Origin of the sequence: Thermogemmatispora aurantia (genome assembly GCF_008974285.1) — a bacterium.
Taxonomy (GTDB): domain Bacteria; phylum Chloroflexota; class Ktedonobacteria; order Ktedonobacterales; family Ktedonobacteraceae; genus Thermogemmatispora; species Thermogemmatispora aurantia.
Window position 1 is genome coordinate 1,388,853 of record NZ_BKZV01000001.1, and the last position, 24,554, is coordinate 1,413,406.

At 58.4% G+C, this 24,554-nt stretch carries 14 protein-coding genes; 4 read left to right on the forward strand and 10 right to left on the reverse strand.

Annotated elements, in window-relative coordinates; genetic code table 11:
* The first annotated feature begins 88 nt into the window (after window positions 1-88).
* Window positions 89-1,180 (forward strand): WD40/YVTN/BNR-like repeat-containing protein, encoded by a 1,092-nt coding sequence (locus KTAU_RS05390; RefSeq protein WP_151727367.1) that lies wholly within the window; start codon window positions 89-91, stop codon window positions 1,178-1,180.
* A 96-nt stretch (window positions 1,181-1,276) separates the two neighbouring features.
* The gene (locus KTAU_RS05395; protein WP_151727368.1) at window positions 1,277-2,488 is read left to right on the forward strand and encodes a YncE family protein; all 1,212 of its coding nucleotides are present in this window, start codon (window positions 1,277-1,279) and stop codon (window positions 2,486-2,488) included.
* Window positions 2,489-2,605: 117 nt separating this feature from the next.
* On the opposite strand, the gene KTAU_RS05400 is transcribed toward KTAU_RS05395, so the two are convergent.
* From KTAU_RS05400 to KTAU_RS05445, 10 genes are all read right to left on the reverse strand, one after another.
* Window positions 2,606-4,375 (reverse strand): permease-like membrane multi-spanning protein, encoded by a 1,770-nt coding sequence (locus tag KTAU_RS05400; protein WP_151727369.1) that lies wholly within the window; start codon window positions 4,373-4,375, stop codon window positions 2,606-2,608.
* A gap of 13 nt (window positions 4,376-4,388) precedes the next feature.
* Window positions 4,389-5,234, reverse strand: a complete 846-nt coding sequence (locus tag KTAU_RS05405; protein ID WP_151727370.1) for an ABC transporter ATP-binding protein — start codon at window positions 5,232-5,234, stop codon at window positions 4,389-4,391.
* 410 nt (window positions 5,235-5,644) lie between these two features.
* A complete protein-coding gene (locus KTAU_RS05410) occupies window positions 5,645-6,040 on the reverse strand; it encodes a hypothetical protein (protein WP_069806111.1) in 396 nt (131 codons plus the stop codon).
* 87 nt (window positions 6,041-6,127) lie between these two features.
* Complete coding sequence (locus KTAU_RS05415; protein ID WP_151727371.1) at window positions 6,128-7,846, reverse strand: hypothetical protein; 1,719 nt, start codon at window positions 7,844-7,846, stop codon at window positions 6,128-6,130.
* Window positions 7,847-8,227: 381 nt separating this feature from the next.
* Complete coding sequence (locus tag KTAU_RS05420; RefSeq protein ID WP_151727372.1) at window positions 8,228-10,567, reverse strand: serine/threonine protein kinase; 2,340 nt, start codon at window positions 10,565-10,567, stop codon at window positions 8,228-8,230.
* 447 nt (window positions 10,568-11,014) lie between these two features.
* The gene (locus tag KTAU_RS05425) at window positions 11,015-12,376 is read right to left on the reverse strand and encodes a dihydroorotase (RefSeq protein WP_151727373.1); all 1,362 of its coding nucleotides are present in this window, start codon (window positions 12,374-12,376) and stop codon (window positions 11,015-11,017) included.
* 11 nt (window positions 12,377-12,387) lie between these two features.
* A complete protein-coding gene (carB, locus tag KTAU_RS05430) occupies window positions 12,388-15,576 on the reverse strand; it encodes a carbamoyl-phosphate synthase (glutamine-hydrolyzing) large subunit (RefSeq protein WP_151727374.1) in 3,189 nt (1,062 codons plus the stop codon).
* 2 nt (window positions 15,577-15,578) lie between these two features.
* Window positions 15,579-16,715, reverse strand: coding sequence for a glutamine-hydrolyzing carbamoyl-phosphate synthase small subunit (carA, locus tag KTAU_RS05435; protein WP_151727375.1), 1,137 nt, complete (start codon window positions 16,713-16,715; stop codon window positions 15,579-15,581).
* A gap of 34 nt (window positions 16,716-16,749) precedes the next feature.
* Window positions 16,750-17,739, reverse strand: a complete 990-nt coding sequence (pyrB, locus tag KTAU_RS05440; RefSeq protein WP_151727376.1) for an aspartate carbamoyltransferase — start codon at window positions 17,737-17,739, stop codon at window positions 16,750-16,752.
* Window positions 17,740-18,367: 628 nt separating this feature from the next.
* A complete protein-coding gene (locus KTAU_RS05445; RefSeq protein WP_151727377.1) occupies window positions 18,368-20,929 on the reverse strand; it encodes a DEAD/DEAH box helicase in 2,562 nt (853 codons plus the stop codon).
* A gap of 707 nt (window positions 20,930-21,636) precedes the next feature.
* Here KTAU_RS05445 and KTAU_RS05450 point away from each other — a divergent pair.
* A complete protein-coding gene (locus KTAU_RS05450) occupies window positions 21,637-23,004 on the forward strand; it encodes a glycine--tRNA ligase (protein WP_112429639.1) in 1,368 nt (455 codons plus the stop codon).
* A gap of 438 nt (window positions 23,005-23,442) precedes the next feature.
* Window positions 23,443-24,468, forward strand: coding sequence for an endonuclease/exonuclease/phosphatase family protein (locus KTAU_RS05455; protein ID WP_151727378.1), 1,026 nt, complete (start codon window positions 23,443-23,445; stop codon window positions 24,466-24,468).
* The last annotated feature ends 86 nt before the right edge of the window (window positions 24,469-24,554 follow it).

Genomic DNA, 24,554 nt, shown 5'->3' on the forward strand with positions numbered 1-24,554 from the left:
AGCTAGATGGTATCGAGGCTGCTCCCTGAGACAGCGGCAAGGCGGCGGGGGCCGCTGTAGGCGGCCCCTGTGGGGGAACATTGGACCAATGGCGCCGCTCATTGTACTATTCGTGCTCCTTCCAGCGGGCATGCTGGCTTGTAGCCTGCCAGGCAGCGGCCAGGGTTCGGCGCTGTCGACCCCCACGGCAGTCACAGAGGACAACGGTTTTGGAAGCGCCGCTAACCATGTGCATTCCTTGCTTGCCCTCCCTCCTCATGTCCTACTCCTGGCCACGCATTATGGCCTTTTCCGCTCGGGGGATGGTGGCCAGCATTGGCAGGAGGTCGCCGGCGGTCAAGGGCAACTCATGGAAGACCTTATGACCTACTCGCTCACAGTTAGCCCGCTTGATTCTCAGCGCCTCTACGTGCTGACCTACCCCAGCGTGAGCAACGCCCGTGGCATACCGGGCCTCTATATGAGCAAGGACCAGGGAAGGACCTGGCAGCTGATGGCAAGCAGCGCCAGTTTGACGCGAACCACTATTTTCCTGGCCGTCGCTGGCAACGATAGTCCCAACGAGGTCTATATCTATCTCTCGGAGCGTCAGGAGTACGGCTTGCTTGTCAGCCACGATGGAGGAAGCCATTTCCGCGAGACCGGGAAGCTGCCCTTCTCAGTGATCAGCGGCCTGCTACCGCTACCGGGAGCACCAGGCCATCTGCTGGTCTATAGCAGCGCCGGAATGGCGCTGAGTAGTGATGGTGGCCTCCACTGGCAGCTGATTGCTGGCATTCATGGCGGCATCTTCGATGCCACCACAGCCGGTCCCAACCAGCCAATCTACGCCAGTGGCGACGCCGGCATGTACATCTCACACGACGGTGGCCGCACCTTCGTGCCCAGCACGCGCAGCACGAGCGCACGCTCCTTTTTTCTCTTGACTTCCCTGGCCGCTGCACCTAGCAACCCACACATTCTCTACGGCAAAACGGCTACCAGCATCTACCGCAGCACTGACGGTGGCCAGAGCTGGGTCAGCCTGCCCATGATCAGTGGCAACTTGAGCGAGCTGGCGGTCGATCCTCTCAACCCTTTCCAGCTCTATCTGTCGCTCTCTTACCCAACAGAGGTCTATGTGCTCAGCGGTCAAGGAAACGGAGCGCACTGGCAGTCACTGACCCCAGCCAGCACATGATGAGCCTGACAACCAATGAGCAAGAAATGGCTCAACTTCCACCGGCCATCGCTGCTATATCAAGCCAAAGCAAACAAGCAAGCAAGGATAGGCATTATGCGGATGTCATTTGTCGGACGAGGCCTGGCTTTCTGGACGCCTCTGTTGTTGTCGCTGCTGACGGCCCTGAGTCTCCTTGCTCTTCCAGGCTTGGGTGATCCGCTGCCAGCCCGAGCTGACGGGGGAGCACCCAACCTGGCCTATGTAGTAGGCGGAGGCGACGGCATCGGCGTGATCGATATTGTCAAGCAACAGGTCCAGCCCTCCATTCGACTGGCAGGCGATCCCCACATGGCCTACCTCAGCCTGGACGGACGCTTTCTCTATGTGGCCCAGCCCACCCTCGGTACCGTTAGTATGGTTGCGGCTCGCACGGGACAGGTGCTTTGTTCAGCTCACGTACCCGGTGCTCCCTCCTTTGTAGCTTTTGATCCTGGAGCCAATTTACTCTATGCCGCTGGCCCCGAAGCCCCCCTCATCAGCGTGCTCGACCCCACAAACTGTGCGCTGCAGAGAACGATACGCGCGGCGAGCAACGTCGCTGGCCTGGCTGTAGCCGTGGTCGGAAGCGGTATCTCGGGAGGCAAAGGCAACCAGCTCTGGGTCTCAGAGAGCCAGGCCCTGGCAGTCTATAATTCCTCTGGCCAGCGTCTGGCCACTGTCCCTGTTCCCCAGGGACCGCTCTCGATCACCATTCCTCTTGGCTCCATCGCCTACGTCAGCACGCGCCAGCATAGCATCATTGCGGTCAACCTGGGAACGCGCGAAATCTATCCAACGCTCTTTCGCGGTGGAGACTTCGGCTCCATGGATTACGACGCCATCACAGGCGATATCTACGTGCCAGACAAGGCGAGCCGGCAGCTCTATGTGTTGGCCCCTATCGTCCCCGGTAGCCCCCCGCCGGCGGAGCCAGACCACAGTTTCACTCTTAGCGCCGCCCCCCAGGCGGTGGCCATTACCAGCGATGGCGAGTTTGGCTTTGCAGCCCTGGCCAACGGGGATGTAGCCATGCTCGATGTGCCAGCGCGTCAGATCATCAAGGTTTTCCATGTAGGTGGCTCACCACATTTCATCATCACCGGCCTCTATCCTCCCGCTCTGGGGACAACTTCCGCGACAACAGCATCAAGCGACCGTTTCATCACCGTAGCTCTCTACACCCTGATTGGTCTGGTAATCATTGTACCCGTACTCTTCTTCTGGCTGCGTCAGCGCCTGGGACGGCGCCAACCGCCAAAGGCTGAGTCCCAACATAGCAAAGGCTGAGACAAGAGATGGAAAGCAGGGGCCGTCCTCTCCTCTCCTGGTGGGAGGAGAGACGGCCCGCCCGCTTGAGCAGGAACTCTCCTGCCTGACTTGCCGTTCGTCAGCGACCCCTTGTCCTTAATCTCGAACCACGGCCTCCAGGATCTCCGGTCCCCGGCGCAGCAGAGCCGGCGCGGCGACAAAGCGCGTGAGAAGAAGGTAAAATGCGAGACCATAGGCCAGAGAGACAGGAACACTGACAATCCAGAGCCAGGTCATGTTCAACCACATTGGCAGGATCATGGCCAGAATGACTGGCGCCAGCGAGACCAGCGAGATAGCCAGGATCAGGAGCTGGAACAAGCCTCGCGTACAACCAGCGCCGCTGTAGCTGGCGGAGCCAGCAAGGAGCATGCCACGCCTCTGGATCACAGGCTGAGGGAAGAAGACAGAGGTAAGGTTTCCCCAACCCAGTACAATACCTATGCTCGCCAGCCCGGCAACCAGGAACGGCAGCACGAGGTGCCAGAGACCCAGAAAGAGACTTTCAAACGCGAGCATGGCCAGCAAAAGCACCAGGCCAGGCACAAGCACCGCCAGATTCTTGCCAAAGAAGAGGCGCTCGGGCTTGATCGGATAGAGGAACAGGACCGTCAGCGGCTTGCGCTCCAGCCCCAGGGCGTTGATCGAGAGCATGGAGAGGTAGAGGAAGACAATGAAGGGGGGATAGAAGAGAAAGAACCAGCTATCTTCTGTTACGCGCCCTGCGTTCCTGCCAAGGAAGGGGGCCACCAAAGCCACACAGGCCACGACCAGGGGCATGATCAATTGTCCGAGCAGTTGAGGATCACGCCGAAAGTAGCGCAGATCCTTGGCAGCAATGGCCAGCGTCTGAGAAGAGAGGAAACGGGCGAACCAGGAGGTCCTGACCTGGCCCTGGGTAAGGACTGGAGTAGCAGCCACTTCGGCAGCAGATGCAGCAGACGGCATCGTGCCAGAGACAACGGGCCCCGCTCGCTGCGACACGCGTCCGGCCTGGCTCCGTCCCCCGACTTCCGGCTGCGTGACCACCCGCTCTAGCACCCGCAACCAGAGGTAGAGCAAGATCAGTGTCAGTAGCAGCGCCAGCAGCAGCCAGCCCAGACTGGCCAACCAGTTGCCATTTAGGCCGGCCTCGATCGCCTGCGCAATCCAGCCGGGTGGGAGCCAGGCAAGATAGTGGGAATACTGACGCTGCATCAATCCTTTGGTGAAGTTCTCGAGAAAAACGCCGCGCAGCAAAAGCTGCTGTGCAATGTAAAAGAGAGTGAATCCAAGGATAATCACTATATAGCTCAGATCACGGAATCGCCGGTTCTGCAGGAGACCTGAGAGGAGAGCCATCACCAGCTGACTGCAGCTCACGACAAATCCTAAAAAGATGAGCGTGGCTACGATATTTAAAAGCAGCAATCCAGGAGAGAGTGTGAAGCCCAGGATAATTGTGATCAGCCACAGCATCAACCCAAAGCTCAACAAATCGATTAATTGAGCAATGAGGAGGCCAACCATCATTTCCCCACGCGTTAGGGGGAATTGGAGCAGCTTTGAGATGTCCAGGCCCTCATTCTGACCATACTGGAAAACCGGCAAGATAATCCAGAGTAATGTGATAGCAGTTAAAACTACATAGAGCAGCTCTACATTCCCTGGAGGAGCTATCATACGATAGGCTATAGTCAGAGCAAAGGCCGTGCTGCCACAACAGGCAACCAGGAAAAGGGCGCCAACAGCAAATGAAACGATATTTTGCGGACTACGCGTCAAGCCGCGCACAAAGAGACGCCAACGCAGCCAGAGTAGCCAGCGGAGCTTGTGAGGATCGAGCCTGAAGCTACTAAGGTCACCAGACGGGAAACTCGATGGCATACAGATCTCCTCTTTATTCAAGCCAGCTCAAGTTGTGTTCCTCGTTGCGCACCCCGATCACATTCAAGAAAATGTCTTCCAGAGTGGCATCGCGCGGCATATCGCCGGTGCCGCTAGCCCGCGCTCGCAGCTCCTGAAGGGTCCCTTCTGCTACAAGCACCCCCTGGTTGATAATCCCCACACGCGAGCAGAGACGCTCGACCAGCTCCATAATATGGGAGGAGAAGAAGATCGTTGTCCCGCGCCTTGTCAGGTCTTGCAGAATATCGCGAATCACTCGCGAGCTTACTGGATCGATTCCCTCAAATGGCTCGTCCAGGAAAAGCACCTGAGGATTATGGATCAGGGCCGCCGCCAGGGCAATTTTCTTGCGCATCCCTACCGAATAGTCAATGATGAGCTTATCGGCGTCCTCCTCCAGCGCCAGTAAGCGCAGCAGCTCGGACGAGCGCCGTTCGATCTCCCCTTTCGGTAACTCATACATATGGCCGGTGAAGGTCAAGAACTCACGTCCGGTTAAGCGCTCGTAGAGATTGAGCTGCTCTGGTAGCACGCCCATCAGGCGACGGGCTTGCAGCGGCTCTCGCCAGACATCAACGCCAGCCACCCAGACCCGGCCCGTCGTCGGACGCAGCAAACCAACCATCATTTTGATGGTAGTGGATTTACCGGCCCCATTGGGACCCAAAAACCCGAAGAATTCGCCACGCTTCACCACCAGGTTGAGGTGATTGACCGCTACCTTCTGGCCAAAGACACGCACCAGATCACGAGTGACAATTGCTGCTTCCCGTTGCCATTCCTCCACCTCTTGCCTAAATGGATTGGCTACGGCAAACTGCCGAGGATCGGAATGCATCCGTTTACCTCCCACAATTATAACTAATTGCTATATTGTATAACACGCAAGGGACCCCTTTGTCAAGGACAGCTACAATTGGCCGATGAACCGAGCTATTTGCTATAGAAAAACGCAGGTAGAGCAGCCACATCCAAAGCGATAGAGGAAGCATGGAGGAAAGAAGAGCGCAGAGATATAAAGGCAGGCTTGCTGCAGATCAGTCTTGAGTAAGACCGGGCAGAGAGGCTGACAGCCTGCGGTGTGGGGGAAGACCTCGGCGAGAGGGTAGTAGTTGGCAGCAAGGAGGGGGTCTGAGTTACAGGCGATCGGCGAGCAACAGAGCAGATCGCTCAGCGCCTCAGCGACGGCGGGCGTTCAGACGAGCAAGGTTGGCAGAGCAAAAGGTGGCATGGAAGCCACCGCCCTGCTCAGGTCATCCACTCCTCGGGGGTCTTGATCCGCACACCCCCGTCACTGCGCATCTTCATCAATCGGGCATCTTGCTCCATGCGAGCGCGCAGCTGGGCCATAGATACCCGGTGCCAATAGGCTGCAGGGAAAAGGCCGATTCCCAGGGCCAGCGCTGCAGCGATCTCCGCACGATTGAAGCTCAGGCCAGGCGGCAGATGAAAGGGGATAGAGGTCAGCACGCCCAGGTGGAAGAGGAGCACTACGCAGAAGACCGCCAGCTCAATCAAACCAGCGCCGATATAGGATAGCACCTCTGTCTTCTTGCGCTTCCTAAAGACAATCACAAGCCCAAGATTGAGTAGGAACAGAAACGCCGTGATAATCAGTGTCAGCCAGACAAAGATCGCTCTCAAAATACTGCCTCCAGCCACAGGCCCACAAGTGGGCAAATTTCGATGAGGAAAAACGACTACCGTTCCCCGTTACTGAAAACGATCAGCTCAAGGAGTTGTCACGAGCAAGTTGGAGAAAGCCACCTCCGTTCCCTTCAGGTTCACAAGCAGCCCCAGAGAGCCAGAAGGAATCGAGCCATCTTGAGCTGTTCCCACCTTTTTGCCGTTCACATAGAAAGTAAAATTCTTGCCGCTCGCCACGATTTTGATAGTATTGGTGGCCTTTGAGCCATGCCCCTGGTGGTACTCCTTGCCAAAGCTCTTCGACCAGATCTTTGTCCAGCGACTATCTTCGGGGGCGGAGCTATTAAACTTCCAGAACTGATATTCGCCATCGCTGGTGTTGCGCACCTCGAAGGCGTAAAACTGAGTTGTTACCTTGCCCCCCTTGGACTGCTGGCTGTAACGAATAATCATGCCAAACTGGTTATTGATCGAGCCATCATCACCTTTAATCTCCTGCATTGTCAGGGTATAGGCCAGCGAGCTGCTCAGCAATGGCCCAGGAGCGTCGGGCAAGATAGCCACGGCCATATTATTGTCGTCATTGTTAATGATGTGATAGGCCCCATCCTTGAAGACAAAGAGGCGTGAGCCGGTGGTGACAACGGGCCAGTTGTGGATATTCTGCTCCAGCGGGTCCTCCATGATAACGGTGGGCGTCGGCGTTCCGTTGACCGCCGCGGTCCCCGTTGCCACCGCCGCAGTGACAGATCCCATCCTCGCCTGTGGGGCCGGGTTGGCATGCAGACGGGCGAGCATAAGCAAGCCGGACCCGGTGAGCACTACGAGTAAGACGCAGAACAAGATGAGCAGATTCCGCTTCTCTCTCCAGAGCGACGCTGGCGAGAAACCCCTCTGGGCCGAGTCACCCTGTGCAGGAGGCGGCTGCATTGGCTCGGTCAAGACAGGCAACATACTGGTCACGTAGCGTCCCGGCTGGCCAGCAACAGGAATCTGCACCAGGCGCAGCGCTCCGGTCAGCGCAGCCGTATTCTTACTACCTCCAGCCTCGATAAAAGGAGAGGGGCCTAGGGCACCAGTTGTTCTGGGAAGGGTGCTTGTGGCTCCAGGAAGTGGGCCAGTGAACGGGGCCAGGACGCGTGTGACATTAGGAGAGAAGCCCGTAAGAGAGGTTGGGGCCGGCGTGGGAAAAGGCAGCTGGATCTCGGTCGCATCCGTACCAGCCGCCGAGGTCATCTGCGAGACTCCCTGCTGAGCGAGCGGCGCCTGTGAACCCTCGCCAAAGGCGGAAGCATCGGTTATCTGCCGATTCTGGAAGAGAGCGCTTTGATTCAGGGCCAGCGTTGACGCCTCAGCACTCGCATCCGCCATAGTCCCCGCGCCAGCGGCGGCTGAGGAGAAGGTAGCAGGAGCGAAGGGAGATGGAGACCCTACATTGGCCGCCGGCATTTGTGTTTGCAACAGTTGCCCTTCGCCAGGGAAAGGCATCTGGTTTACCTGCATCTCACCTGCCGTAGGGCCAGTCAGTATGTTAGTCTCGGCCTGGAGGCGAGCAGCGCTCAGCAAACCAAGCTTGCGCACCGGACGGGAGCTGAGTGTCCCCGAGCCAGCGGCAGTCTCCCCTCCCCCAGGCAGAGCGTTACCTGCAGCCGCCTCCTCCCCACGTCCGTGCTGGGGAGCAGCATTCGTGGCGGCATTAGCCGCTGAGGGGTCCGCGGCATTCTGCGCGCTTTGCAACTGCCAGATAGGATCAAAGAGACTCCGTCGTGGGCGTGATTGATCTGGACTCTGAGATGGATGCATCCCCTGCTGTCCTCCCTCTCGTGACAAAGTGCCTGCTAGCTACACCAACGCCTGGCGCGAGGCGGCTACTAGTTCCAGGGCAAGCCAGCGCCGCCAGCAGATCCAGGATCAGGGCAGTTTGTAATGAAAGGCAGCGAGCGCCCCCTCGCGTTTTGGCTATTTATCCTGCTACAAGCCGTCCAGGAACGCTGGAAGCAGCGCGGGAGCAAGAAAGGTCAGAGGAAGAAAGAGCACCACCATCACAATCTACCTACCTGCCACGTCCAGCAGCTCTGCGCCGCCCCACCAACGGCCTCTCCCCCTCTCTGACAAAGCCTGCTCGCAGGGTGCTCGTTTCCAGGACCATCCCACGCAGTGCTTCAGCGCCCATCGCATTCTCTATCAATTGCGCGTAATCAGCAGATCCTTAAAAGCGACCTCCGTCCCGTTCAGATTGACCAGCATGCCCACGGTACCCGAAGGGAGCGAGTTATCCTTAGTTTGGCCCACTATTGTGCCGTTGACAATGAAGGTAAAGCTAGAGCCATTAGCGAAGACCTTCAAGGTATTGACGTTCCTGGGTCCCTGCCCCTGGTGGAACTCACTGCCAAACTTCTTGCGCCAGATCGGTGTACCCCAGGCGTTATTGGGGCCGCGACTATCGTCATACTTATAGAAGCGGTACTCACCGCCTTTGATGTTCTGGACCTCGAAGCTATAGAAGGTTGTCACCGTTTCGCCACCGCGTGTCTGCTGACTGAAGCGCAGAATCAGGCCGAAGGAATTGTTGACATTAGTGTCGTCGCCCTTAACCTCCTGCATGGTCAGGCTGTACCCCATCGGTCCCGTAAAAGGCGCCGACTGAAGGACAACGGCGATCCCTTTCTGGCTATGGTTCGTGATGTGATACGCGCCATCCTTAAAGGCGTAGGTGTCCGCCGGAGTCGTCGGCCAATCATGCACATTCTGCGACAGTGGATCAGAGAAGAGCACATCGCTGGCGTTGGCCGCGGTTGCCATCGGTGAGGCTGTTGATTGCAGTGCTGGGGTCGCCGTTCCCTGGGGTCCCATCCTCTGGCCGCTATGGACATGGCCCCACAGCAGGAGGCCGGAGCCGACCACCAGGATGAGCGCAGCTACAATCAAGGTCACCACCATGCGCGCCCGGCGACGTTCACCTCTGGAGGCGCCATTCGTCTGCCCTCTACCGGGAGCAGTCAGGGGCAACAGGCCGGTGACATAGCGACCTGGCTGGCCAGCCACGGGAACCTTGACCACCTTGACAGGACCGGTCAATTTCACCAGAGGCGAGGGGGCTGTTTGCTGGGCCACCGGAGCGAGCGCTCCCGTCGTTGTCGACAAGGCGGGCGAAAGCTGCTGGATTCCCTGATCACCCGCAGGCGCGGCCACAGAAGGCAAAGGATCGGTGAAATTGGGCTGCTGCTCTTCAGTCGACCAGAGCACAGCAGGCTGTTCATTGGTGACCGGACCGACCTGACCAGTTGCGCTTTCCGGCATCACGCCGGCGCCCACGCGAGGGAACATCCCAGTGCGCGAGAGTAGGCCACCGCGGTGACTGGCGCTGCTGGCTGCAGGGAGCTTTGCCGTGGGCCGAGGAGGCTCAGCCGCGGGCAGCTTCAGCGAAGGAGCAGGGAAGGCCGTCGCCGTCGCCGGCAGATCGCCAGCGGGTGCGCCATGCATTGGAGAAGCCGCCTGTGCAGCCTGCGCTTGCGGCACGGAAGCTATATTGACGGCAGGCTGGGGCGCACTGGCCGTTCGCCAGCGCGGGTCAAGCAGTCCACCAGCACTGCCAGGCACAGCGAACTTACCCGAGAGGCCAAACGCCGCAATGGCAGGATTTTGACCCGTATCGACATTGATGCCGGCGGAAGTCAGGGCCAGACGAAAGGCCAGGGCCATTTCCTGGCCACTGAAGTAGCGATCTGCCGGATTCTTTGCGAGCGCGCGCAGGATCACCTGCTCCGCAGCCACAGGAAGATCAGGGCGAAAAACACGCGGTGACGTGGGCGGAGTCTGCAGATGCTGAGCAGCGATCTGCATCGGGGCCTCACCCCGGAAGGGCGCCACGCCGGTCACCATCTGATAGAGAATAACTCCAAGCGAGTAGAGATCGGCTCGCCCATCGACTGGCTGCCCCAGCACCTGCTCGGGAGACATATAATCGGGCGTGCCCACCGGCGCCCCAGGCCCCGTCAAACGCACCTGACTCGCCCGCTCCTCAGAGATAATTTTCACCAGACCGAAATCGGTCAGCAGCAAGCGGCCATCGGGTGTCTTCAAGATATTGGCCGGTTTGACATCACGGTGAATGACGCCCCGCTCATGGGCAAAATCAAGGGCAGCGGCCAGCTGCTCAAGATAGTTGAGCACCTTGGGCAGGGCCATTGCCCCCTCACGCTCCATCTCGTCGCGCAGTGTCCCCCCGCTGATATAGGGCATGACCAGGTAGGCCAGGCCTTGCTGCTCCCCATACTCATAGACTGGCATAATATTGGGATGCTCCAGAGAGGCGGCGGCATCCGTCTCGCGCCGGAAGCGCTCCAGAAAGGCTGCCAGCTGATGAGGTGTCAGCGAGGCCATCGGGAAGAGCACCTTCACAGCCACCTGACGGCGCGGTCGCGACTGCTGCGCCAGGAATACCGCGCCCATACCACCCTGCCCGATCAAGCGCTGGAGCGTGCAGGTCCCCAGCTTCATTCCAATCAAAGCTTCAGGATTCATGCAACATCCTCTTTTGTTTCAATCGCCCAGCCGCGATTGTTCTTCGGCAACGACGTGCAACCCAGTCTTCAGCGCGCAGGCACGTCGGGGGGGGTACACCACAGTGTATCGTGAAATATTTTTTCGCTTGTACATCTTAGTTAATTTACACAGCTCTGACAATGAATCCGCCTGGCAGGCATGACCAAAGTAATGGTTGTGGGTAATGGTTCTTTGCCACCAGCAACGATGATGAAGCCCCCTCCCCTAGCCGCAATCCACCGCCTTCTCTTAGGCTGCCTTGCGCCCTCAACGACTTCCCCAAGACCGGGAAGGCTCTACTTCACTACTACAGCTCAGGGGGTCCTCGCCAGCAGCATGCCCTCATAGAAAGAGAGCAGGCCCTCCTCCTTTTGGGGAAGGAGAGCCTGCTCAACGGGTCTGCGCTGGCACTTTGCCAGAATCTCATCAGAGAGCGGTGCGCCTCAGCAGCTGGCCCTGGGGCTCACCAATAATCTGGCCATCGCGGTAAACGAGCTGACCACGCAAAAAGGTCGCTACCGGGCGTCCGATCAGTTCCAGGCCCTCGTAGACCGACCATTGATTTTTGGTATAGAGGTCTTCCTTCCTCACTTTCCAGGGTTGCTCAGTATCAATCACCACAATATCAGCGTCCTTACCGATGGCCAGGGTCCCTTTCTGCCCAAAGCCAAAGATGCGCGCGATATTACCCGAGGTGACCTGAGCGATACGGATCAGCCCCTCTTCCAGCGTCTCTCTCCCAAAACGCTTGACCCAGTTGCTTACCAGGACAGGGACCGCCTCCTGCAGCCCAGGCATCCCCGAGGCCACCTCCCATACGCTGGCCTTCTGCTTCTCGGCCAGTGTATGAGGTGCATGATCGGTCACCACCGTGTCAATCCTCCCTGCGCGCAGCAGCTGCCAGAGCTGATCCTGCGCCTCCGGCGAGCGCAGGGCCGGCGCAATGTTGATCAGATTGCCATAGTGGGCATAATCGGCGCTGCTTAAGGCCAGATGGGCCGTCGTGACCTCACCATAGACCTCCACTCCAATGCGGCGACCAAAGTCGACCGCTGCCAGCTCCTCGGGTGTCGAGAGGTGCAGCAGGTAGAGCTTCACGCCGAAGTACCTGGCCAGCGAGATCATCTCTAGGACTGAGGTCAGCACCACGGCGAGGTTACGCACCTCTCCCCAGGCCGCGGGATCGTGCCGACCTGCGATGTCACGATACTGATAGAGAAAGTAATCGATCAGCTCCTGATTTTCGGCATGGACGATGGCCATCAGGCCCCGCTCGCCCAGAATGGCAAAGATGCGAGCCAGGTCGCTCAGGCGCGGAATGGTCGTCGGCGCGCTTTGGTGACCGGCAGCGAAAATCTTGACACCGGTGATCTTCGTGGGATCGACCGCCCTTAGTTCATCGATCTCCTCGCGCGAGACCCCCATATTGATGGCAAAGTCACAGTAGGAGCGCGCTGCATAGCGCTGGATCTGCTCGTCAACCCGGGCTGCGGTCGTCGTCGGCGGCCTGGTGTTGGGCATATCCAGGATCGTGGTATAGCCCCCGGCCAGACCCGCTCGCGTCCCATGAGCAATATCTTCCTTGTACTCTAGACCCGGCTCACGCATGTGACCATGCACTTCGATCAAGCCGGGCAGCAGGTACTTTCCCCGGAAATCAAAGGTCTCTCCTCCGTCCCGGTCAGAGAAACCCTCTTCTATGCGGGCGATTCTACCGTCGACTACAGTGATCGTTCCATTGAGAATGCGATCGGGCAGCACGAGCGCGCCCTTGAGGATTGTTGGCATAGCACCGCTCCTCAATACTCGTTCCAGGCCTTAATGGGGATCGCCCGCAGATCCTTGTTGACGATGGCCCGCGCGAACAGACGCACCTGCTTGACTTTGGTCAGCAGCGGAATATTATAATCGACTGCCGCACGGCGTATTGTATAGTTGTCATCGACCTCCTTCATCACATAGTTGTCAACCACATTGATGGCGAGATCAATCTTGCGCTCTCGAAAGTAAGAGAGAACATTAGGCTCTCTTTGCTCGTGAATCTTGAAGAGCATCTCCGCCTCGATTCCATGCTGATGCAGGAAAGCGCAGGTTTTCTCGGTGGCATAGAGCGGCAGTCCCAGAGAAGCCAGCAACCTGGCCGTCTCCAGGAACTTCTGCTTCTTCTCCTCGCTACCGATGCTGATGAAGATGCCCTTCTGAGGAATATGCCCACCGGTAGCAATCACCGCTTTGAGATAGGCCTCTTCCAGATCCTCGCCGAAGCAGGCCACCTCACCCGTCGAGGCCATCTCAACGCGCAGCAAGGGATCAGCGCCCGTGAGACGCGAGAAGGAGAACTGAGGGGCCTTCACCGCCGTAAAGGTGAGGGAGGGCATAGTGACGGGCGCGATCTCCTGCTGGAAGAGCGCATCGACAAACAACTCGATCAGATTGATGCCTGTGACCTTCGAGATGAAGGGGAAGGTACGCGAGGCGCGTAGGTTGGCTTCGATCACATAGACCTGGTTATCTTTGGCCAGGAACTGGACATTGAAGGGACCGGTGATCTCCAGGGCGCGCGCGATGGCCCGTCCCGCCTCCTCGATGCGTTGGAGGGTCTCAGCATTAATGGTCTGGGGAGGCAGGACGATCGTCGCGTCTCCAGAGTGCACACCGGCGTTTTCCACATGCTCGGAGATCACAAAGGCCTTGATCTCGCCACGCTGGGCGACGGCATCCAGCTCGACCTCCTTGACTTTCTGGAAGAACTTGGTGACGGTTACCGGATGGTCGGGTGAGACGGCAGCCGCATACCTGGTGTAGCGCTCCAGTTGTTCAGGAGTGTAGCAGACATTCATGGCACTGCCAGAGAGCACGTACGAAGGGCGCACCAGGACCGGATAGCCAACGCGCTCGGCGAAGCTGAGGATATCTTCGATGGTTTCGAAGGTATCCCAGGCTGGCTGACGAATGCCCAGCTCATCCAGCAATTGCGAGAATTTCGAGCGATTCTCAGCCTGGTCGATGTGCTCGGCAGAGGTGCCCAGGATGGGAATACCGTAGTCATGCAGCGCCTTGACCCGGTTATTGGGAGTCTGTCCACCGACCGAGACGATGACCCCAGCAGGGTTCTCAAAGTCGCAGATGTCGGCGATGCGCTCAAAGGTTAGCTCCTCAAAGTAGAGACGATCCGACATGTCATAATCGGTAGAGACCGTCTCCGGGTTGCAGTTGATGACGATGGAGCGCTTATCGTACTTCTTGAGGGCCTGCACCGTGTTGACGCTGCTCCAGTCAAATTCTACGGAGGAGCCAATGCGATAGGGGCCGGAGCCAAGCACTACCAGGCCTTCCTGCCCCAGCGGCTCGACGTCGTGATGCTGCCCATTATAGGTCATATACAGATAGTTGGTGTCCGACGGGAACTCGCCCGCCAGGGTATCAATTTGAAAAACCGAGGGCAGGACCCCGTAGCGTTGGCGCAGCGCCCGGATCTCCAGCTCTGTCTTGCCAGTTAGTTCGCCAATGCGCTTATCAGACAGGCCCGCCTGCTTTAAGAGCAACAGACGAGCAGCGGTCAGCTCGCGATCGCGCTCCAGTTCTTCTTCTAGCTTTACAATGTGTCGAATGCGGTACAGGAACCAGGGATCGATGCCCGTAATATCGCTAATCTTCTCGATCGAGAAGCCGTTGCGCATCGCCACCGGCAGAGCGAAAATGCGCTTGGGAGTAGGGGTATAGAGATACTTATCGATAATCGCGGCCTCGCTCCCCTCCTCCAGAAAGACCCGCTTTGAGGTCGCCCCCTCAAGTCCGAGGTCCAGCATGCGGATGGCCTTCTGATAGGCCTCCTCAAAGGTGCGCCCAATCCCCATCACCTCGCCAACGGACTTCATGCTGGTACCGATGGTCTGGTCGGCGCCCTTAAACTTATCGAGGTCCCAGCGAGGGATCTTGACCACCACATAGTCCAGGCTGGGCTCGAAGCAGGCTTGCGTCACACCCGTAACCTTATTGGTCAGCTCGGGGAGCGCATAGCCTAGAGCCAGCTTGGCAGCGACATAGGCCAGCGGATAGCCAGTTGCTTTGCTGGCCAGAGCCGAGCTGCGCGAGAGACGCGCGTTGACCTCAATGACGTAGTACTCGGACGTGCGCGGATTGAGGGCAAACTGGACATTGCATTCCCCAACGATGCCCAGGCTCCTGACAATGGCAATTGCCGCCGAACGCAGGGTATGGTACTCGCTATTGGTGAGCGTCTGGCTAGGGGCGAGCACTACCGACTCGCCGGTGTGGATGCCCAGCGGGTCCATGTTCTCCATGTTGCAGACCGTGATGCAATTATCATAGGCATCACGGACAACTTCATACTCGACCTCTTTATAGTGGTGCAGATATTGCTCGACCAGCACCTGCGGAGAGAAGGCCAGGGCACTGGTCACGATGCGCCGCAACTCTTCCATATTGTGAGCAATACCTGACCCCTGGCCACCCAGCGCGAAGCCAGCCCGCAGCATGACCGGGAAGCCAATGGTTTGAGCAATTTCTTGCGCTTCTTCCAGTGATTCTGCACTTTTACTAATCGGCGTCGGGATATTGATCTTATGCAGGTGTTCGGCGAATTCCTGGCGATCTTCTGTCAGAATAATAGCCGTGACGGGCGTGCCCAGAATCTCGACCTGATACTTCTCCAAAACACCGCTCTTGAAGAGTTCGACACCGCAGTTAAGCGCCGTCTGCCCTCCGAAAGAGAGGAGGATACCGTCGGGGCGCTCCTTCTCGATGATGCGCTCCACAAAGAAGGGAGTGACTGGCAGAAAGTAGATCTGGTCGGCCAGCTCCTTGGAGGTCTGAATAGTCGCGATGTTGGGGTTGACCAGAATAGTCGAGATCCCCTCTTCTCGCAGCGCTTTGAGGGCCTGGGAGCCGGAGTAGTCGAACTCTCCGGCCTGCCCAATTTTGAGGGCCCCGGCGCCCAGGACCAGCACCTTGCGCAATTTTTTCATTGTCAGCCGCGAGCCTCCTTTTCGATGCGAACGCGAGCAAGGAAGTGATCAAAGATCCAATCGGTATCCATTGGACCGGGCCTTGCCTCTGGATGGAACTGCACAGAGAAGAAGGGAAGCTCGTGATGGATCATACCCTCGTTGGTACCATCGTTCCCATTAATAAACCAGGGAGCAAATCCTGGTGGCAAGGTCCCAACCGCAAAACCGTGATTCTGAGTTGTGATAAAGCAGCGCTTGCTATCATTCAGCAGACATGGCTGATTCTGGCTCCGATGCCCGAACTTCATCTTATAGGTATCGCCGCCAGCGGCCAGGGCTAAGAGCTGATGGCCCAGGCAGATGCCCAGCATCGGGACCGCCCGCTCCAGCGCGATCTGAATCGTCTGGATCGTCTTTTGAACTGTCTTCGGATCGCCAGGCCCATTGGAGATCACGATGCCGTCGAACTCAAAGGTACTGGCCTGGTCAAAGAGGTTATAGTCCCAGGGGACGCGGACGAGGCGCACATTGCGTCTCAGCAGCGAGCGCACAATATTGTGCTTGGTGCCACAATCGATCAAGGCAATAGTTAGATCGCCCTCACCCAGACGCTCAACCTGCCGGCATGAGACACTCGCTACCAGGTTGTCAAGGTTCGGATCATAGAAGGGCAGATCCTCATCGTCGAGAACGATCTTGCCCAGCATCGTCCCATGCGTACGGATATGCCGCGTCAGTAGACGGGTATCTTTGATTTCCAGGGCCGGCACCTGCTGCTGTTGCAGCCAGGAGCGCAGGCTCATGACGCTCTGGGCGTGAGAGGGTGTGTCTATATAGTCGGATACGATCAGTCCGGCGATATGAATGCGCTCACCTTCCCAGTGCTCCGACTGCGGCACCCCGTAGTTGCCAATCAGGGGATAGGTCATGGCCAGAATCTGGCCCCCGTAGGAGGCATCGGTCATCGCCTCTGGATAGCCAACCATCCCCGTGCAAAACACGACTTCACCGGCAATGGAAGCCTCATAGCCAAAGGACGTGCCCTCAAAGATCGTGCCATCCTCCAGCACCAGCTTCCCGCGGCGGGCACCGGTATCAAGTGCAAAACGGGAGAGATCAGCGAGGTTCTCCGCAACCAGAAATGTTCGATCTACCATGTTCTGCTGCATCCAGGAAGTCCTTTCAACGACACTACGCTTTCCCCAGAATCAACGCCAGCAAGGCCATGCGGGTGTACAAACCGTTTCTGATCTGGGAACGCAGATAGACCGCGCGCTCATCGCTATCGACGGCAGGATCGATCGTCCCAACACGCGGCAAGGGGTCCATCAGAATCATCTCGCGATTGGCACGCTCAGCCAGTAACGCCGGTGTCACCTGGAACGAAGCAGCAGCCAATTGTTGATATTCGTCGAGAGATGAGAGACGTTCTTTCTGAATACGCGTCCAATACCAGAAATGACAGTCAGTAGGAATTTCTCGCTCACTGTGGATCTCCACGATTTCGATGCCGCGGGACCTCAGCGCGAGCAGATCGTCGCGCGTAAGACGCAGCGCCTCGGGCGATAGGAGATAGACAGTATTGCCCTCAAAGAGGGCCAGGCCACGGATGAGCGAGTGCAGGGTACGGCTGTTGAGCGGATCACCGGCCAGCAGGCCCTTCAGATGATCAAGACGCCCAAATTGCTCATAGATCGTAAAGAGGTCGAGTAGCGTCTGGGTGGGGTGCTCATTGTTGCCATCACCGGCATTAATCACTGGCACATTGGCCACTTCCGCCGCCCGTTGGGCCGCGCCCGGCAGCGGATGGCGCAGGACAATCGCCTGCGTATAGGCCCCGAAGACGCTAATCGTGTCCTCAAACGACTCCCCTTTCCAGACTGAGCTGACCACCTCGGGATTCTGGATATCAAGCGTCTGCCCGCCAAGCCGCTTGACCGCAGCCGCAAAAGAGCCGAAGGTCCGGCTGGAGGGTTCATAGAACAACAGGGCTACGAGTTGACCAGCAAGCAGTTGAGAAGGCTGACTCGCAAGAACCAACTCTTTCATCTCGCGCGCTAACGCGAAGACTCTATAGAGATCGGCAGCTGAAAATTGATCAAGAGAAAGAATATCTTTCCCCTTGAAATCTCCGCTGATCAGCTCAAGTGAGCCAGGTGGATGCGTAATTACCTGATTCATGCTGTCCTCCAGCTAGCCTTTCAGCACAACCTGTTGACTGGTCATACGTTTGTCAGTGCTCCATTCCTTTCAGCTGGGAACGATGAAACGGAGCGAGCGAGAGCTTCCTCCTTGTTTGCTCACGAGATGAGGTCTGCCCCGGCTGAGGCTATAAAAAAATTCCCCACCCCTGTTTCCAGGGGTGAGGAAAAAATCTTCTTCCTCGGGCAAGACACCAGGTCCACCCCACCTGTAGAATGAACAGTCTACCCTCCATAAGGGGAGAGTAATTAATAACTGCAAGTCGATCAAAGACATGATGGAGCCAGACCCTTTATCCACAAACTTGCCGAGCAAACCCATTTCAAATCGTCATATATTTATACACTTTACTTTGCTAAAAGTCAATAGCCAACAGGTACCTACGAGAAAGAATTGGCGAGCGCGCCCGACCGCTGTAGCGACTACACGGGCCCGCGCCTTCTTCAGAAGAGAGCCGGTGTATAGCCCCGGACAGAGCTGCGAGACGCCTGGCCGCGTGGCTCATCCTGGCTCTCTATCCATTCTGCCACCCACCTCCCACCTGCCTGCGGCAAGAGCGCTCATAACGGGCTGCGCCCGGCTGTGCCTATCCCCCGTTGGCCCTTGCCTAAGCCTCTTCGATCAGATCCTGAAGAGCCTCGTGAGGATCGCTATCTTCTTCGGCATCCAGCGGCAGCTCTTCCCCATTGATGCGTGCTACCATCGAGGGCACCGTGCGACTTTGCAGGATGATGCCCCGCATTAGCAAGGCACTGGCCTGGGCGAATAAGGGACGCAGACGCGAGAGACGCTCGTGTTGCTCTTGCAGCTCGGCGAGCTGACGCCGCACCTGCTTGAGGGTATTGCGGCTGAGACCAGCGCCGTCGTCAGGCCAGCTCAGCACTGCAGACCAGAGGTCGCGTGCATCCAGCAGCTGGCCAATCGCTCCCTGCACCTGCTGCAACAGGTCGATGGTCTGATTGAGTAACATCAGAATATCGCCCTCGGCCAGATCGATGCGCCGCAAGAGTCCGTTGAGAGACATTCCACGTGCCCAGGAGAGGGCCACGCCGTGAAACTCGGGAACGATGCGCGGCGTCAGGGATAGCCCGGCTATCTCCTCCATCTCACAGACTCGCTTCTCGACCTGCTTGAGTTCGCGCCGCACTTCCTTCAGCCGCGAGTTGAGGACATGGCGATTGTAGAGGCGCCGGTCGTTGTCAAAGGTGAACCAGCTACAGACTTCCGCCAGTTCGGCGGGCGTCAGTTCATCCAGGATGCCATCCATGATCAGCTCGACAATGAGGATGCCCGCCGGATGGAAGATACTGCGCAGCAGGCGCCCGCGCAGGGTCAGCCGGTCGTCGTGCCCAATATAACCCAAGGCGCGCAGTACAAAGACCGTGCCCTCCAGCTCTTCCTTCCCCTCACGACTCAGCTGGAGCTGGCCACGTCGCCGCTGACTCCGCTCCAGGGCGCGCGCTGTCTCTTCTGCAGCCTTGAGCTTTTTGGGGCTGACCTTGCGCCCCTTACGGAGCTGGCGCTCTACTTGCTGAACGAGGCGGAGCCCCTGTTCCTCCCAGGCCCGATAGCGCTGATATTCGCGCAGGCTAGAGGCGCAGATGCGCCGCAGATGCCCGATATCCCCTTCGCGCCAGAGGTTGAGAATCGAGTTGTAACGAATCACGAAAGAGCTGTAGACCGGATGAAGCTCATCCGTGATACGGGCAAAGGCCTCCTCAAACGGCTCCCAGGGAGAGTACGGTATGACCGCTGCTCCGCGCACATCCATGCCACGTCTACCCGCTCGCCCGGTCAGCTGGCGGTACTCGTTCGGGGTCAGGAGGCGCATCTCTACGCCGTCAAACTTGCTCAGGCTTCCCACTACCACGGAGCGAGCAGGCATGTTGATACCCAGAGCCAGCGTATCGGTGGCAAAGACCGCCCGCAGATGGCCCTGAGCAAAGAGGGTCTCCACCAGCACCTTCAGGCCCGGCAGTAGACCGGCATGGTGAAAAGCTAAACCACGGGGCAAGAGGTTGACCAGCGCATGCACCTGCTGCAAATTACGGTCCTCGGGCGGCAGCTGCCCTAGCCAGACGCTAATCTCCTCGTGGATGCGTTCCTGCTCCTGCGGCGTGGTGAAGAGATGGCGCGCTGCGCTCATCGCTGCCTCCTCAACGGCTCGCCGCCCCGGGAGAAAGTAGAGACACGGCAGGAGATCAGCATCGCGGAGGGCTGTTAACACCTCGCCCGGCTCGGGCGCCCGTCGGAACGGCGGACGCGCCCGCTTGTGCTTAGAGCGAGCTTTTTCCTGATCATGGTCATAGATCGCAGCTTCCGTCGCTGTGGCCACGGAGGTAGCTTCTTGCCCCTCGCCGGCAGCGGTCCCGGAAGCTGCTCTCTCCTCCTGCTCCTCCTCCTCAGCTCCCTCCCAATCCCGCATGAAAGTAGAGCGCCGCGCCAGACGCGCCTCACCCCCAATCTTGGGAAAGCGCTCTACACGCCGTCCTGCCGCGTCCTGGACAAGATGCAACTTGCCATCGAGAAAGTAGTAATGCTCCAGAGGCACAGCTCGCTCTTCGTGCATAACCAGGGCCACAGGGCGGTGTACGCGACTGATCCAATCGGCCAGTTCCTGGGCATTGCTGACCGTCGCCGAGAGACCGACAAGCTGTACATGAGGAGGTGAGCAGATGATGGCCTCCTCCCAGACGGGACCACGCTCAGGATCGCTGAGATAATGCAGCTCATCAAAGACAACATAGGCCACATCGGTCAGCGAGGAAGGGCCGTCCTCAGCCCCCTCTTCCAGGAGCATGTTGCGATAGACTTCGGTCGTCATAATAACAATCGCCGCCCGACTCCGCTCCACAATGTCCCCAGTGACGAGACCGACCGCCTCCGGCCCATAGGTGGCTCGTAAATCACGGAACTTCTGATTAGAGAGCGCCTTCAAGGGGGTGGTGTAGATGACGCGCGCACCTCGCTGCCAGGCTTTCCAGATGGCATACTCGGCCACCAGCGTTTTCCCTGTTCCCGTCGGAGCCGCCACCAGCACCGATCGTCCCCGCGCGAGGTGTACTATGGCTTCTTTCTGAAAGGTGTCAAGAGGAAATGGATACCGACTTGCAAATGCCTCTATCTCTTCTTGAATCTCAGGATCAACCTCCACGTTTCTCTTGCCCATTTCAACCTTTCTCTAACGCGCTACCAGAAAACAGACTACGGTGCTGCTCAACATGAAGGACTTTCTTCTGCCCAGGAGACTCTGCACAGCCATTTTGTTTCATGGTTTCATTGTAGCACGAAAGAAGGAAGGGGGCAAGCAGGGCCAGTTATCTGAGGGGAAGGAAATCGGCCCCGAGCAGCCAGAGCCAGAGGGGTGAATGCCAGGCAGCCAGCCCGTCTGTCTGTCAGCTAGCTAGCACCGGGCAGGCAGGGGCCTTGACAGGTAGCGTCTGGTCCGTTCGGTTCTGCCCTCTTGCACCGCCAGACGCACCCTGCTATACTACAGACACACAGAAGCTCTGAGGATAACAGAGCAATTCGATTAAGCGACTGGACAGGTAGACCAACTGAACAACGAGACCGGCGATGATGAAGAGGAGTAACCGGTCGAGGGTAACAGCGAGCCGGCGGTTGGTGGAAGGCCGGCAATCCAGAACCGGTGAAGGGCGCTTCGGAGCCGGTATGTCAACAATGAGTGGCTTCGCGCTGCGGTCCTTCTTTGCCTTCTGATGGCAGGTAGGGACGAGGAGCGCGAAGAAGCAGGGTGGAACCGCGCATATCGCCAGAGAGAGGTCAGCCCCGGGCGGCTTACATTGGCGATATTCGTCCCTGGCGTTTGTGAACGCCTGGGGCGATTTTTATTGCAGAGAAGGAGACCACTCGCCTATGACCCAGCTTGAACAGCAACAGACTAGCGACACAGCCTTTGTTCCTCTTGACAAGATTGTCTCGCTCTGTAAGCGGCGCGGCTTCGTGTACCCTAACTCGGAAATCTACGGTGGCATCTCGGGCGTCTACGACTTCGGTCCTCTGGGCGTCGAATTGCGCAATAACATCCGCCGCTACTGGTGGTGGTCGATGGTTCAGACGCAGGATAATGTCGTGGGGATCGAGGGTGCTATTCTCACCCATCCTCGCGTCTGGGAGGCCAGCGGCCATGTCGAGAACTTTGTTGATCGCTTGGTCGAGTGCAAGACCTGTAAGAAGCGTTTCCGCGTCGATCACCTCCCACCCGAGAACCTGGAGCAGCGCAAGTGCCCCAACGATGGCGGCGAGCTGATGGAGCCACGGACCTTTAACCTGTTGATGGAAACCTACCTCGGCGTGGTCGAAGACGACCGCGTGAAGACTTACCTGCGCGGCGAGGCTTGCCAGAATATCTATCTGGATTTCATGAACGTCGTCAAGTCTTCACGCATGAAGATTCCCTTTGGGATCTGCCAGATCGGGAAGGCTTTCCGCAACGAGGTAACTCCCGGTAACTTTCTCTTCCGCCAGCGCGAGTTTGAGCAGTGGGACCTGCAGTTCTTCGTCCACCCGAGCGAGATGCAGCAGTGGTTCGACTATTGGAAACAGCGCCGCTTCGAGTGGTACCGCGGCTTGATCAACCACAAGGATCGTCTACGCCTGCGCGAACATGGCCCCGACGAGCTGGCCCACTATGCCCGCCAGGCTTTCGACATCGAGTATCAGACGATCCTCGGCTGGCAGGAGTGGGAGGGCATCCACTGGCGTCAGGATTGGGATCTCTCGCGCCACAGCCAGTATAGCGGCGAGGACCTGAGCTATGTCGATGAGGTGACCAAGGAGCGCTACATCCCCTGGATCGTGGAGACCTCCGGTGGCGTCGATCGCACCTTCCTCTACCTGCTGCTGGATGCCTATGAGGAACAGCCCGATCCCCAGGGCAAGAGCGGCGAAACGCGCACCGTGCTTCATCTGCACCCAATGCTCGCTCCGGTGAAGGTGGCCGTCTTCCCACTGAAGCGCAACAACGAGGAGCTGGTGAAGCTGGCCCGTGGGATCTACGAGCGCCTGCGCCGGCTGATGGTGGCTCAATATGACGATACAGGCAGCATCGGGCGCCTCTATCGACGCCAGGATGAGATCGGCACGCCTTACTGCGTCACCGTCGATTTCCAGTCCCTGGAGGATAAGACGGTAACGGTGCGTGACCGCGATACGATGACTCAGGTGCGTGTGGCCATCGAGGAGCTGCCAGCCTACTTGCTGGAGCGCGTAACCTGGCACTGAAAAGCACCCCCTACCAGCCAGCACTCGCTACAAGGGGAGCAAGCAGCCGCAACAGCGGGATGACGGTTGCTTGCTCCCCTTTGGCGTTTTACATCCTCTCTTCTTTGCTGCATCGGCGGTGCGCTGTCCTCCGTAAGTCGACGCGTCCCGTCTCCCCTCCCTTTCAATCGTCTCCTTGCCAGCCGCTGCCGCAAGTCCGTTCGCTCGCCGCTCAGAAGAGGGAAGCATACAGGAGACAGTTAGCAGCAGACCGTGCTTTTCGTCCCGGTCAAACCGTTTTAAATTGCGAGTGATCGTGCGGCTGAGAGCAGAGCATGATCACCCGCTGTGCGCTCCGCTGCCGTTCGCCGGCGGGGAGCACAGGACGACGACGAGCGAACCATTTCATGATTGCTTTGCAGGTTCCGCAAAGCGCAAAAAACACTGAAACCGACGAAGATGACACGCGTACTCTCTTATAATATTCTGGCCGGTGGTATGACTCCCTGTCCTGGAGAGGATCGGCGCACAGAGCCACTGGCCCGCCTGATCAGCGCCGTTCAGCCTGATATTGTTGGGCTGCCCGAGGGACTGAATCCACGCAGGGAGACCGAGAAAGCTGTCGTCGAGGAACTGGCGGAGCGTCTGGAGATGACCTTGATTCGGGGAGACCATCCGACGGCGGGCGATGAGTTTCAGGTGGCCTGCCTCACCAGGCTACCAGTCCTTGCCAGCCGGGTTCATGTACGGCCAGGAGTGCTGACTCGTCCAGTGCTAGAGGTGCATGTGCGCGAGGAGGATGGGAACGAGCTGACCGTCTTTGTAGCCCACCTGATTGCCAGCTTTCACAAAGGGCGGGCCGCAGAGCATCTGCGGCAGCGTGAGGTTGAGGCTATCCTGGCTATCATGGCCGCCGCACATGGTCAGCCTCATCTGCTCATGGGAGACTTCAATGCCCTGGCGCCTGGTGAGGCGCTGCGAGCCAGCGCGCTCCTGCGCTATGTGCTTTACCTGGATCAGACCCTGCCCAGCGGAGAGGGCCATGAGCGCGATGGCCATCCCCATCTTGCCTATGTGCTGCCCGATCGCCTGCGTCCTCTGCAACCCCTTCTCGCGCATCTCTCGCGCAATCGGCCAGCACTCTGGTTCATCGATGCCCTGGCCGGTCTTTATGTGCCGCGCAAGAGCATCTCTTTGCTACGGCGTGCAGGCTACCTCGACTGCTTCCGCCACCTGCACCCCCACGAGCCGGGCTTCACCTGTCCAGCGCTCATGCCCGCGGGCAGGATCGACTTCATCTTTGCCAGCCCCGAGCTAGCCCCGCGGCTACGCGCCTGCCAGGTCGTGCAGGAAGGCAATGGCATCAAAGGGTCCCAGGCCAGTGATCACTTGCCCGTGCTGGCCGAGTTTGCTCCTTGCCCCACACCAGCCCCGACGAGAGAGGCCAGCACACCCCAGGCTTTCGCCGCACTCTCTTCGCTGTGAACCGAGCCAGGCCGGCCTCAGAGGCCCATTGGAAGGGAGGGCAGAGAGGAGGATCTACCCCACCCTCTCCTCCCTGGCCTGCCGAC